Source organism: Streptomyces sp. ERV7, assembly GCF_001653515.1.
Lineage (GTDB): Bacteria > Actinomycetota > Actinomycetes > Streptomycetales > Streptomycetaceae > Streptomyces.
Map to the genome: position 1 here is coordinate 479391 of NZ_LYOY01000001.1, position 12141 is coordinate 491531.

Below are 12141 nucleotides of genomic sequence, written 5' to 3' on the forward strand. Positions count from 1 at the left end.
CGATTGCCGGTGGCCTCAGTCAAGTGCCTTCTACGATGTGGGAGATCCGTCACGGACCGCTCCTCCCCGCTCACACCGCCTCCCCCAGCGCCGCGATCACATCGGCCCGGCGCGGCTGACCGGTCGCGCGCCGCACGATCCGGCCGGCGCCGTCCAGGACGAGGACGGTCGGTGTGGCCCGGATGTCCAGAGCGCGCACCAGCGCCAGCCGCGCCTCGGCGTCGATCTCCACATGCGCGACCCCGTCCACCATCGCGGCAACGTCCGCCAGGGTGCGCCGAGTTGCCCGGCAGGGCTGGCAGAAGGCGCTGGAGAACTGCACCAGCGTCGCCCGCTCGCCCAGCTCCGCGCCCAACTGGGCTGCTCCCAGCCTCGGCCCGTCCTCGCGCACCGCGCTTCCTCTCCTCGATCCGGCCATCGAGCTGTTCAGCGCCGAAGGCCGCCCGGAAGATTCCCGCCCGCCCCGACCTGGGCGTACGTGATGAGAATCTCCCCGTCCGAAGGCCCCAGGACTGGCCACCACGGCGCGTATCGGGCACGATCTGCCCAACGCCGAAAACCTACGGCTGCGTAACTTCCACCGGGAGAACCCTCCCCGGGAAACAGAAGGGTCTTCTCCAGATGGCAGAACTCGTCTATCGGCCGGTCGTCGGCGCCGCCCTCACGATGTTCAAGGCGCTCGACCTGAAGATCGACACCCAGGGTTCGGAGAACATCCCCCGTTCCGGCGGCGCGGTGCTGGTCAGCAACCACATCAGCTATCTGGACTTCATCTTCACCGGGCTCGCCGCCCTGCCGCAGAAGCGCCTGGTGCGCTTCATGGCGAAGGAGTCGGTGTTCCGGCACAAGATCTCGGGCCCGCTGATGCGCGGGATGAAGCACATCCCGGTCGACCGCAAGCAGGGCGAGGCGGCGTACGCGCACGCCCTGGACTCGCTGCGGTCGGGAGAGATCGTCGGTGTCTTCCCGGAGGCGACCATCTCGCAGTCGTTCACGCTGAAGACCTTCAAGTCGGGCGCCGCCCGGCTCGCGCAGGAGGCCGGCGTCCCGCTGATCCCGATGGCACTGTGGGGCACCCAGCGCGTGTGGACCAAGGGCCGTCCGCGCAACTTCAGGCGCAGCCACATCCCCGTCACCATCCGGGTCGGCGAGCCGGTCGAGGCGCCCGCCGACCAGTACGCGGGAGCGATCACCCGGCGGCTGCGCGAGCGCTGCCAGGAGCTCCTGGAAGCCGCCCAGCGCGCCTATCCCGTACGCCCCAAGGACGCCGGGGACACCTGGTGGATCCCGGCCCACCTCGGCGGCACCGCGCCCACGCCCGAAGAGGTGCGCGAGCGCGAGGCCAGCCGCTGAGTCCGCACGGCGGCAGCTGAATCGTCACGCCCCGGCGGTGACCGGGGCGTGGACGGTGATCCGCGCCCCGGGGCTCACCTTGGCCAGGAGCTCGGCGAGCTCCGCCGCCGCCTCTTCCAGGCCGCAGTGCGCGGTCATCCCCTCCAGCAGGAAGAGGGCGTTGACGGACTCCTCGGTGAGCCGGGTCCGCACTCCCTGGCGCCAGTTCCAGCGACGGCAGGTCACGCCCTCGTCGTCACACCACACCACCTCGCCCGCGTCCGGGTGCTCGACGGCCGCCTCGCCGCCGGCGACGGTGTGGAACGGCTCGTCGCCGGTGGCCCGCACCAGCCGCATCGAGCCCGCGATGCGGTCGGTGTCCTCGCCGCCGACCGGGATCAGATGCGCGACGCTGATCGCGTTGTAGACGTCGACGAGCCGGTTGATGCGCGGCAGCCCGCCGTCGGCGAGGGCGCGCCTGGCGAGCGCCTCGGCCGAGTTGCGGGTGCGCGAGGGCTTGGCGCCGAACGCGGAGTACGCGTCCCGCCAGGCGGCCATGTGCGGGTCCTCGTGCGGGGCGAGCGCGCCGAGCCGCTCGCGCAGCCGCCGGGCGGCCTCGTCGAGCAGCGCCGAACTCGCCTCGTCGCCGGGGCCGTTGACGAGTCCGCGGGCCTCGACGGCGACATGGGTGAAGCCGGGCGCGAGCGCGCGCACCTCGTCGGACACGGTGAGCGTGAGCGTCATGGTCGGTCGTGCCTCACAGTTCGGTCGGGAGCGTCCGCCAGAGGTACGGACGGTCGGGCGCGGCCTTCAGAGCGGCCAGCACCACCGGATGCGGTACATCATAGAGTACCGGATAGTCCACCTCACTGAACTCCGGACGGACCGCCCAGGCCAGCCGCTCCACTCCCAGGGAGAACTGGGCGTCGACCCCGGGCTTGTTCCCGCGCACGTCCTGCCGCGCCCACTCCCGCTCACCGGGCAGCTTCAGGGCGACCAGGCCGTGGACGACGGGGTTCGATCCGTCGTCGTCCGCGAGCCGCTGATAGCAGAGGGCGGCCGGTATGCCCTCGGCCCGCAGCAGCGCGGCACAGGCGTGGGACTTGGCGTAGCAGATGCCGGTGCCCTGCTCCAGGACGTCGGAGGCGCGCCAGGTGACGCGCGGATCGCCCACGTCCTGGGAGTGCGGGATGGTGTCGCGGACGTATTCATAGGCGAGCTTGGCGTATGCATATGCGTCGGGCGCGAGGGGCGCGAGTTTCGCCACGTGGGCGCGCACGACCGGGTGCTCATGGTCGATGGCCTCGTCCGAGGCGAGATAGGCCGCGAGTTCAGGGTTCCGCTGAGTGAGTCGCATGGCACGCGAGCGTACGAAAGCGGCCGACCGCAAGTCAATGACTTTACGGTCGACCGCATACAAATTCACGCGCGCACGGGGCGGCTAGCGGGACATCTCTTCCTTGAGCGCCAGGAGGAAGCCGTCCACGTCGCCCTCGGTGGTGTCGTACGAGCACATCCAGCGGACGTCGCCCGCCGCCTCGTCCCAGAAGTAGAAGCGGTAGCGCTTCTGCAGCCGCTCGCTCACGTCGTGCGGCAGCCGGGCGAAGACCGCGTTGCCCTGGACCGGGTAGAGGATCTCGACCCCGTCGACCGCGCGGACGCCCTCGGCGAGCCGCTGCGCCATCGCGTTGGCGTGGCGCGCGTTGCGCAGCCACAGGTCCTTGGCGAGGAGCGCCTCCAACTGCACCGAGACGAAACGCATCTTGGAGGCGAGCTGCATCGACATCTTGCGGATGTGCTTCATCCGGCGCACCGCGTCCGGGTTGAGCACGACGACGGCCTCGCCGAAGAGCATGCCGTTCTTGGTGCCGCCGTACGAGATCACGTCGACGCCCGCGGCGTTGGTGAACGCGCGCATCGGCACGTTCAGCGACGCTGCCGCGTTGGCTATCCGGGCACCGTCGAGGTGCACCTTCATACCGTGCTGGTGGGCGTGGTCGCAGATCGCGCGGATCTCGTCGGGCGTGTAGACCGTGCCCAGCTCGGTGTTCTGGGCGAGCGAGACGACCTGCGGCATCGCGCGGTGCTCGTCCTCCCAGCCCCAGGCCTGCCGGTCGATGAGCTCGGGGGTGAGCTTGCCGTCCGGCGTGGGCACGGTGAGCAGCTTCAGGCCCGCCATGCGCTCCGGCGCGCCGCCCTCGTCCACGTTGATGTGCGCGGACTCGGCACAGATCACCGAACCCCAGCGGTCGGTCAGCGCCTGGAGGGCGACCACGTTGGCGCCCGTCCCGTTGAAGACCGGGAACGCCTCGGCGCCGGCGCCGAAGTGGCTGTGGATGACGCGCTGGAGGTGGTCGGTGTAGTCGTCCTCTCCGTACGCGATCTGATGCCCGCCGTTGGCGAGCGCGATGGCGGCCAGGACCTCGGGGTGCACGCCCGCGTAGTTGTCGCTGGCGAAGCCGCGCACCTCGGGGTCGTGGTGCCGTCGCGCGTCCGTCTTCACGGCTTGGGGGTCAGCCACAGGCGCTGTCCATTCACTTCCACGGCGGGCCGGTCCCAGACTCCGGTGATGGCCTCGGCCAGCTCCTTGACGTCGGTGAAGCCCGCGAACTTCGCATTCGGGCGCTCGGCGCGCATCGCGTCGTGCACCAGTGCCTTGATCACCAGGATGGCAGCAGCGGCGTTCGGCCCCTCCTCGCCCCCCGCCTTGCGGAACGAGTCGGCCATCGCCAGGGTCCACGCCTCGGCCGCGGCCTTGCCCGCGTTGTACGCGGCGTTGTTCGCGGTGGGCTTGTGCGCGCCGGACTGGCTCACCAGCACATAGCGGCCGCGGTCGCTGCGCAGCAGCCCGTCGTGGAAGGCCAGCGAGGTGTGCTGGACGGTCTTGACGAGCAGCTTCTCCAGCAGCTCCCAGTCGGCCGGGTCGGCCTCCGTGAAGGAGGAGGCGCCGCGCCAGCCGCCCACGAGGTGGACCAGGCCGTCGATCCGGCCGAACTCCTTCTCGGTCCTGGCGGCCCACTCACGGGTGGCCTCCAGGTCGAGCAGGTCGACGGTGTCGCCCACGACCGTCGCGCCGCCGTGGGCGTAGCGCGCCGCGTCGACGGCCTCGGCCAGCCGCGCCGCGTCCGCGTCGGACGCCACCACGGTGGCACCCGCCTCGGCCAGCCTGAGCAGGGCGGCGCGGCCCGCGGGGCCCGCCGCCCCGGCCACCGCGACCACGGCGCCGCTCAGCGACCCGTTGCCATTCCCGTTGCCGTTCATGATCGTCTCCTCCGCACGACTGCTCACGCGGCAGCTCGCTCGGCGTTCGCCGCGGTGATCCCCTTGGTGGAGGCAATCACGTCCTTCAGCTTCTTGGCGAGCGCCTCATAGAACATGCTCAGGGGAAACTCGTCCGCGAGCACGTCGTCGACGAGCTTGCGCGGCGGCAGCGAGAGGTCCAGGGCGTCCGGACCCTTGGCCCAGCGGGACCCCGGGTGCGGCGCGAGGTAGGTGGAGACCAGGTCGTACGCGGCGAACCAGTGCACCAGCTTCGGGCGGTCGATGCCGTCCCGGTAGAGCTTCTCGATCTCGGCGCAGAGCTCGTTGGTGACCCGGGGGGCCTGCTCCCAGTCGATGTGCAGCTTGTTGTCGGTCCAGCGCACCACGTCGTGCTTGTGCAGGTACGCGAAGAGCAGCTGGCCGCCGAGACCGTCGTAGTTGCGGTTGCGGTCGCCGGAGACCGGGAAGCGGAACATCCGGTCGAAGAGCACCGCGTACTGCACGTCACGTCCGTGCTGGTTGCCCTCGGCCTCCAGCTTCACGGCCTCCTTGAAGGCGGTGAGGTCGCAGCGCAGCTCCTCCAGGCCGTACATCCAGAACGGCTGGCGCTGCTTGATCATGAACGGGTCGAACGGCAGGTCACCGTGGCTGTGGGTGCGGTCGTGGACCATGTCCCAGAGCACGAAGGCCTTCTCGCAGCGCTCCTGGTCGCCCACCATCGCCTTGATGTCCTCGGGCAGCTCGACGCCGAGGAGGTCGACGGCCGCCTCGGTGACGCGGCGGAAGCGGGCGGCCTCGCGGTCGCAGAAGATGCCGCCCCAGGTGAAGCGCTCGGGCGCCTCGCGCACGGCGATGGTCTCCGGGAAGAGGACGGCCGAGTGGGTGTCGTACCCGGCGGTGAAGTCCTCGAAGGCGATGCCGCAGAAGAGCGGGTTGTCGTAGCGGGTGGCCTCCAGCTCGGCCAGCCAGTCGGGCCACACCATGCGCAGCACGACCGCTTCGAAGTTGCGGTCCAGGTTGCCGTTCTGCGTGTACATGGGGAAGACCACCAGGCGCTGCAGCCCGTCGGCGCGGTCCGCGGCCGGGTGGAAGGCGAGCAGCGAGTCCAGGAAGTCCGGCACGTCGAAGGCGCTGTCGGCCCACTTGCGCAGGTCGGCGACGACGGCGCGGTGGTAGGCGGCGTCGTGCGGCAGCAGCGGCGAGAGCTCCTCGACGGCGGAGACGATCCGCTCGACGACGGCCTCGGCGGCCGCGCGGGTGGGCGCGCCCTCGGCGTCGAAGTCGATGGATCCGTCCTTGGACTGCCAGGGCCGGATCTCCTCGACGGAACTCTTGAGCACGGTCCAGGCAGGGTGCTCGACCACGGGCCGGGCGGCGATCACGCCACTGGCAGCCACGTCCTGCACAAGAATTTCCGTCATGTCACTTCCTCCACAGGAGAACCTCGCGTTAAGACACCGTATCCGTGTTCGGTTACCCCGCTCAAGAGGGATCCCAGGAAATTATCCTGTGCGCCGTCACACAAGCCGCTGTTCTTCCTGCAATGCTCCGCCGGGGCGCTCGGTTCTGCCACGGCGCAGACGTAGTGCTCCCCCGCGTCAAGGGCGCCGGGACTCGCCCACCTCCGGGTGACCCGTCGGGCCCCCGTACGCCGTGCGGCGACCGGGCCGACGCCTCCACCGCCCCGCGCGAGCCGGGGTCCATCGCGCGCCCCGGCCGTTAGGCTGCGGCACTGCCGCGTGCGCTCGGGATGGCCCGCGCGGAAACCGCCGTCGACGGAAGCGAGGCCTGTCTTGACGTTCCTCACCATCGGTCATCGCGGGGTCATGGGTGTAGAGCCGGAGAACACCCTGCGTTCCTTCGTCCGCGCCGAACGCTCGGGCATGGACGTCATCGAACTGGATCTGCACCTCAGCAAGGACGGCGCGCTCGTCGTGCTGCACGACGCCGAGGTGGACCGCACCACGGACGGAAAGGGCCCGGTGGCCGACAAGACCGTCGCCGAGCTGCGGGAGCTCGACGCCGGTCAGGGCGAGCGCATCCCGCTGTTCGAGGAGGTCCTGGACGCGGTCGGCTCACCGCTCCAGGCCGAGATCAAGGACGTCAGGGCCGCCGAGGGGCTCGCCCGCGTCATCCACGCGCGCGATGCCGTGGGCCGGGTCACGGTCTCCTCGTTCCACGACGAGGCGCTCGCGCGGATGTCCTCGCTGGTGCCGGGGGTACGGACGGTCCTGGTCGCGAGCCACTGGGACGCGGACATCGTGGACCGGGCCACGGCGGTGGGCGCGCACGCCCTCTCCCTGGACATCCGCCGTCTCACCCTGGCGGAGGTCGAACGGGCGCACGCCGCGTCCGTGCAGGTCATCGGCTGGGTGGTGAACACCCAGGACCATCTGCGGCTGGTGCGCGCGCTGGGCCTGGACGGCGCGACGACCGACTATCCGGAAATCCGCCGCACCGGCCGCTTCACCGCCTGAGAAGGCCCCGCGGAGTCACTGGGCCAGCTCCTTCACCAGAAGCTCGAAGGCGAGGTCCGCGCGCTGCGGGATGCCGAAGCGCTCGTCGCCGTACGGGAAGGGCGTCATCTTTCCCGTACGGCGGTAGCCGCGCCGCTCGTACCAGGCGATCAGCTCGTCCCGCACCGAGATCACCGTCATATGCATCTCGGTGACCCCCCACGCCTCGCGCGCGCTGCGCTCCGCCGCGGAGATGATCTCCTTGCCGAGGCCGCCGCCCTGGAGCTCGGGGCGGACCGCGAACATGCCGAAGTAGGCCGCGTGGCCCCGGTGTTCGAGCTGGCAGCAGGCGACGATCCGGCCGTCCCGCTCCACCGTGAGCAGTCGGCTGCCGGGCGCGGCGATCACCTGGCGCACCCCCTCCGGGTCGGTGCGCTGCCCTTCGAGGAGGTCCGCCTCGGTGGTCCAGCCGGTCCGGCTGGAGTCCCCGCGGTACGCCGACTCGATGAGCGGCACCAGCTCCTCGACATCGGCCTCGGTGGCGTCCCGGTAGCTCAGCTCTCCGGCGCGGGTGGTGTCCATGGCGAACGTTCTCCCAACTGCATCATGACGTGGCGGGCGCACCCCCCCCGAGCCTAACCCCGCCCCGCCGGAGAGCCCCTAGGCTGCATGGGCATGGTGCATGTGCTGAGCAGCAGGACCCTCCTCCGCCCCACCGACCCCGACCGCTCCCGCGCCTTCTACGGCGGGCAGTTGGGGCTCGCCGTCCACCGCGAGTTCGGTACGGGGCCGGAGCGCGGCACGGTCTACTTCCTCGGCGGCGGCTTCCTGGAGGTCTCCGGCCGCGCCGAGGCGCCGCCCTCCCCCGGTCTGCGGCTGTGGCTCCAGGTGGCGGACGCGGCCGAGGCGTACGAGGAGCTGACCGGGCGCGGGGTGGAGGTCCCGCGTCCCCCGGTGCGCGAGCCGTGGGGGCTGATCGAGATGTGGCTCCAGGACCCGGACGGGGTGGAGATCGTGGTGGTCGAGGTGCCCGCCGACCATCCGCTGCGCTTTCGCCCCTGACGCCGGCGGCCGGCGGCGGCCGACCCGACAGCCCGGCGTCACGCGAGCCCCTCACGCGCCCCCTTGTGTGTCCTTGCGCCCGCGTGCGCAACGGCCGATACGGGAATCGACCCCTCGGCAGGGCGACATGTCGAGCGGGGAGGTGTGCCATGCACGGAACCGCGCTGTCCGGCTGGCTGCTCGTGGCGGTGTGCGCGGCCACCGGCGCGTACTGCGTCCTGCGGCTGCGCAGCACCTGCCCACGCGCGCGCAGTTCGGCCGGGGGCGAGGCGGTGATGGGCTTCGGCATGGCCGCGATGGCCGTCCCGGCGGCGTTCGCCACCCCGCCGTCCTGGATCTCCGCCGCGTACGCGGGGGTCTTCGGGGCCGCGGCCCTGCGGGCGGGCTGGCTCGCGCGCGGGAACGGCGGCGGCCACCATCTGCACCATGCGATCGGCTCGCTCGCCATGGTCTACATGGCGCTGGCGATGAGCGGCGTGGGCGGCCACGCGGCACACGGGGGCCACACGGGCCCCGCGGGCGGGATCCCGCTCGTCACCGGCGCGCTGCTCGTCTACTACGTGGGCTACGTCCTCACCACGGGCGCGCGGCTGCTGCCCACGGCGGGTCCGGCGGGCGACGGCGGTGCGCCCGGCTGGGGCGCGCGGCCCGAACTGACCCTGGCCTGCCGGTTGTCGATGGGAATCGCCATGCTGGCGATGCTGCTCGCCCTCTGACGTCCGCCCGCGGTTCGTCTGCCGTCCACCCCGCGACGGCCGCCGCCGATCGTGATCAAAACGTGGCGTGCGTCACTTGGCGCGCGAGGTCGTACCTATCGGGACGGCCCCGCTCATAGGCTGAGGCCATGATGGTCTCCCTCGCGCTGCTGGCGCTCGGCGTCGTGTCCGCCGTGGTGGCCCCGCGGCTGTTCGCGCGCGCCCACTGGGCCGAGCGCGAGCCGGTGGTGGCGCTGTGGGTCTGGCAGTGCGTGGTGGGGGCGGTGCTGCTTTGCTTCGCGCTGGCGATGGTCTTCAGCGCGGCGGCGGCCTGGCAGACAGTGCGGATGCAGGTGTTCGCGGCGGCCCCGCGCGCGGTGATCGACGCCTATGGGCTCGGCCCGTACGGCCCGTGGTCGGCGGCGCTCGCGGTGCTGCTCTTCTGCGGTGGCGCCTGGACGGCCGCGATGCTCACCCGGGAGGTCCGCGACGCGCGGGCACGGCGCCGGGCGCGGCGCTCGGAGCTGCTGGTGCGCGCGCCGCTGCTGCCCGGCGAGGAGCCCGGCGGGGCGCCGCTGGTGGTCCTGGAGGGACGGCGCCCGGACGCCTGGTGGCTGCCCGGCCCCAGCCCCCAACTGGTCATCACCACAGCGGCACTTCGACGTCTGAAGGGCCGTCAGCTCGATGCGGTGCTCGCCCATGAGCAGGGCCACGCGCGCGCCCGCCACCACTGGCTGCTGCACTGCTCGGCCGCGCTGGCCAACGGCTTCCCGAAGATCCCGGTGTTCGCGGCCTTCCGGGACGAGATGCACCGGCTGGTGGAGCTGGCCGCGGACGACGTCGCCTCGCGGCGCTACGGCCGCCTCACGATCGCGCTCGCCCTGGTCGAACTCAACGAGGACCGGGGCCTGTTCGGCCCCTGCCCCACCGCGCACGGCGAGGTCCCGCAGCGGGTGAAGCGCCTGCTCGCCGCCTCGCCCCGGCTCACCGCGGGCCACCGGCTGCGGCTGACGGCGGCGGCCGCCCTGGTCCCGGTCGTGCCCCTGCTGGTGGCCTTCGTCCCGGGCCTGCGCGCCCTCGGCTAGCACGCGCCCCGCGAAGGACCGACCGGCACCCTCAGCGAGGATCCAGCCCATGCCCGTCGCCCCCCCGCCGACCCACGCCCCCGCCCGCGCCACTGGTACGGCCCGCGCGGGCGCGGCCCTGGTGGCCCTCTCCGGCCTCCTGACGGCCCTTGTGGCGGCCGAGTGGGGGCCGTTGATGTCCCTGGACCACAAGGTCGCCGACGGGCTCCACAGGAAGGCCGTGGCCGAGCGGGGGTTCACCCACGCCAACCGGGTGCTCACCGACTGGGTCTGGGACACCTGGACGATGCGCGCCCTGCTGGCCGTGGTGGTCGTCGCCCTCTTCGTACGCGGCGGACGGCGCCTCGCCCTGTGGGCGGCGGCGACGAGCGCGCTGGGCACCTTCGTGCAGCAGAGCCTGAAGGCGGCGCTCGGGCGGGAGCGGCCCAGTTGGCCGGATCCCGTCGATTCCGCGTCGTACGCGGCCTTCCCTTCGGGCCACGCGCTCACCGTGACGGTGACATTCGGCCTCCTGCTGTGGCTGGCCGTCGCCCGGGGCGCGCGCCCGGCGGTGCGGCGGGCGGTGGCCGCGGCCGGTGCCGTCTCGGTGCTCGGGGTGGGGTTCACCCGCGTCTGTCTCGGCGTCCACTGGCTCTCGGACGTGGTCGGCGGCTGGCTGATCGGCGCGGCCCTGGTGGCAGTGTCGGCGGCGGCGTACGGGAAATGGGGCGCGAACCGGCCGCAACCCGCCGACGGGGCTTGAACCGGCCAGGGGCGGCGGGGAAGGATCGCGGCCATGGCGATCAAGGGTGTGCTGTTCGACTTCTCCGGGACACTGTTCCGCATCGAGTCCACACGGGACTGGCTGGACGCCGTCCTCGAAGAACGGGGCATCACGCTCCCCGAGGAGCAACTCACCAAGTACACCGATGAGTTGACACGGGCGGGAGCGCAGCCCGGCGGCCTTGACCCCTCACCCGTACCGCCGCCCCTGGCGGAGCTCTGGGCGACCCGCGACCGCAGCGCCGAGCTCCACCGGGCCACGTACACGGGGCTCGCGAAAACGGTGACGCTGCCGGATCCGCAGTTGTACACCGCGCTCTACGAACGGCACATGGCGCCGGCCGCCTGGCGCCCCTATCCGGACGCGCGCGCCGTCCTGAGCGGGCTGCGGGAGCGGGGCGCGCGCGTGGCGGTGGTGAGCAACATCGGCTGGGATCTGCGGCCGGTCTTCCGCGCCCACGGCCTGGACGGCCTGGTGGACGCGTACGTCCTGTCGTACGAGCACGGGGTGCAGAAGCCGGACGTCCGGCTGTTCCGGGCGGCCTGCGAGGCGATCGGGCGGGAGCCGGGCGAGGTGCTGATGGTGGGCGACGACCGCCGGGCGGACGGCGGCGCCGCGGCTCTGGGCTGCGCCGTCCACTTCGTGGACCATCTGCCGGTCGAGGAGCGGCCGGCCGGGCTGGGCCCCGTCCTGGCCGTCGTCGACCGGGACGAAGGGCAGGGCAGAACTGGGCCGCCCCTCCTGGGTGATCCCCCGCGTCACCCAGAAAGGGCAGCAAATCCGCAGGCCAGAACCCCCGCGAGGGGTTCCCGCATACGGTGACCTGAGTATATTGGCTCAGAGCCAGTCAACGCAGGAGTTACAGCATGTCCCCGCGCAGCGCATCGGTCAATGAAGAGTTGCGCCGACGTTCCCGTGAGCGGCTGCTCCAGGCGACAGTCGAGCTGGTTGCGGAGCGCGGCTACGAGGCGACCACCCTCGGCGACATCGCCGACCGGGCCGGTTCGGCACGCGGTCTGGTCTCGTACTACTTCCCCGGCAAGCGCCAGCTGCTCCAGTCGGCCGTCCACCGGGTCATGCACCTGGCCCTCCAGGCGGGCCTGGAGCAGGAGCCGCGCACCGACGACGGCCGGGAGCTGCTCGCCCGCGCCATCGACGCCATACTGGGCCTCACCAGGGTCCATCCCGTACTGATGCGCGCCCACATGGCCGGGATCCTGCAGGCCGAGGGGTTCGTGCAGTGCCCCGAGCAGCAGCGTCTGTCCTGGCTGCTGCGGGACACCATGGAGCGGTACGGCTCGACGGACGTGGACGCCGACTACCCGATGCTGCGCGCGCTCCTGATGGGCGCGGTCTTCGCGGCGCTGCTGCCCGGCGCCCCCATGGAGGTGCCCCGGCTGCGCGCCGAGCTGTTCCAGCGGTTCGGGCTCGACTGGGAGCTCGGCAACCCGCCGCCGCAGGGGAAACCCCTCCCCGTCCCCTGACGC

Annotated in this window: 14 protein-coding genes and 1 pseudogene; 8 read left to right on the forward strand and 7 right to left on the reverse strand. The window is 72.1% G+C overall.

The genetic code is table 11. From position 1 onward, the window contains the following. Positions 1–70: 70 nt before the first annotated feature. Positions 71–418, reverse strand: coding sequence for a TlpA family protein disulfide reductase (locus A8W25_RS02090; protein WP_067154793.1), 348 nt, complete (start codon positions 416–418; stop codon positions 71–73). A 203-nt stretch (positions 419–621) separates the two neighbouring features. Here A8W25_RS02090 and A8W25_RS02095 point away from each other — a divergent pair, with 203 nt between their 5' ends. Next, positions 622–1353, forward strand: a complete 732-nt coding sequence (locus A8W25_RS02095) for a lysophospholipid acyltransferase family protein (protein ID WP_067154796.1) — start codon at positions 622–624, stop codon at positions 1351–1353. 24 nt (positions 1354–1377) lie between these two features. Here the strand turns inward: A8W25_RS02095 and A8W25_RS02100 are convergent, their stop codons facing one another. From A8W25_RS02100 to A8W25_RS02120, 5 genes are all read right to left on the reverse strand, one after another. Beyond that, positions 1378–2076: a B3/4 domain-containing protein gene (locus A8W25_RS02100; RefSeq protein ID WP_067154798.1), complete on the reverse strand. Its 699-nt coding sequence runs from the start codon at positions 2074–2076 to the stop codon at positions 1378–1380. Positions 2077–2089: 13 nt separating this feature from the next. Then, the gene (locus tag A8W25_RS02105; RefSeq protein WP_067154801.1) at positions 2090–2689 is read right to left on the reverse strand and encodes a transglutaminase-like domain-containing protein; all 600 of its coding nucleotides are present in this window, start codon (positions 2687–2689) and stop codon (positions 2090–2092) included. 84 nt (positions 2690–2773) lie between these two features. Next, entirely contained in the window at positions 2774–3835 is a 1062-nt protein-coding gene (locus tag A8W25_RS02110) for a threonine aldolase family protein (RefSeq protein WP_067154804.1), read from the reverse strand. Then, positions 3832–4593 carry an SDR family oxidoreductase gene (locus A8W25_RS02115; protein ID WP_067154807.1) on the reverse strand — a complete coding sequence of 254 codons (762 nt, stop codon included), beginning with the start codon at positions 4591–4593 and terminating at the stop codon, positions 3832–3834. Before A8W25_RS02115 ends, A8W25_RS02110 begins: the two co-directional genes overlap by 4 nt. A 23-nt stretch (positions 4594–4616) precedes the next feature. Continuing rightward, on the reverse strand, positions 4617–6014 hold the full coding sequence (locus A8W25_RS02120; RefSeq protein WP_067154810.1) for a DUF6421 family protein: 1398 nt from the start codon (positions 6012–6014) through the stop codon (positions 4617–4619). A 372-nt stretch (positions 6015–6386) separates the two neighbouring features. Between A8W25_RS02120 and A8W25_RS02125 the strand changes: the two genes are divergently transcribed. Continuing rightward, entirely contained in the window at positions 6387–7070 is a 684-nt protein-coding gene (locus tag A8W25_RS02125) for a glycerophosphodiester phosphodiesterase (protein ID WP_067154813.1), read from the forward strand. Positions 7071–7085: 15 nt separating this feature from the next. On the opposite strand, the gene A8W25_RS02130 is transcribed toward A8W25_RS02125, so the two are convergent. After that, positions 7086–7631: a GNAT family N-acetyltransferase gene (locus tag A8W25_RS02130; RefSeq protein ID WP_067154816.1), complete on the reverse strand. Its 546-nt coding sequence runs from the start codon at positions 7629–7631 to the stop codon at positions 7086–7088. 93 nt (positions 7632–7724) lie between these two features. Between A8W25_RS02130 and A8W25_RS02135 the strand changes: the two genes are divergently transcribed. The 6 genes and pseudogenes from A8W25_RS02135 to A8W25_RS02160 all read left to right on the forward strand — a co-directional run bounded on the left by A8W25_RS02135 (position 7725) and on the right by A8W25_RS02160 (position 12138). Continuing rightward, complete coding sequence (locus A8W25_RS02135; protein ID WP_067156605.1) at positions 7725–8111, forward strand: VOC family protein; 387 nt, start codon at positions 7725–7727, stop codon at positions 8109–8111. Positions 8112–8260: 149 nt separating this feature from the next. Then, complete coding sequence (locus A8W25_RS02140; RefSeq protein WP_067154819.1) at positions 8261–8827, forward strand: DUF5134 domain-containing protein; 567 nt, start codon at positions 8261–8263, stop codon at positions 8825–8827. Positions 8828–8955: 128 nt separating this feature from the next. After that, on the forward strand, positions 8956–9891 hold the full coding sequence (locus A8W25_RS02145) for a M56 family metallopeptidase (protein WP_067154822.1): 936 nt from the start codon (positions 8956–8958) through the stop codon (positions 9889–9891). Positions 9892–9940: 49 nt separating this feature from the next. Further along, entirely contained in the window at positions 9941–10633 is a 693-nt protein-coding gene (locus A8W25_RS02150) for a phosphatase PAP2 family protein (RefSeq protein ID WP_067154825.1), read from the forward strand. A gap of 33 nt (positions 10634–10666) precedes the next feature. Further along, positions 10667–11356, forward strand: a pseudogene (locus A8W25_RS02155) (HAD family hydrolase); the annotation flags it as partial. A 164-nt stretch (positions 11357–11520) separates the two neighbouring features. After that, positions 11521–12138 (forward strand): TetR/AcrR family transcriptional regulator, encoded by a 618-nt coding sequence (locus A8W25_RS02160; protein ID WP_067154828.1) that lies wholly within the window; start codon positions 11521–11523, stop codon positions 12136–12138. The last annotated feature ends 3 nt before the right edge of the window (positions 12139–12141 follow it).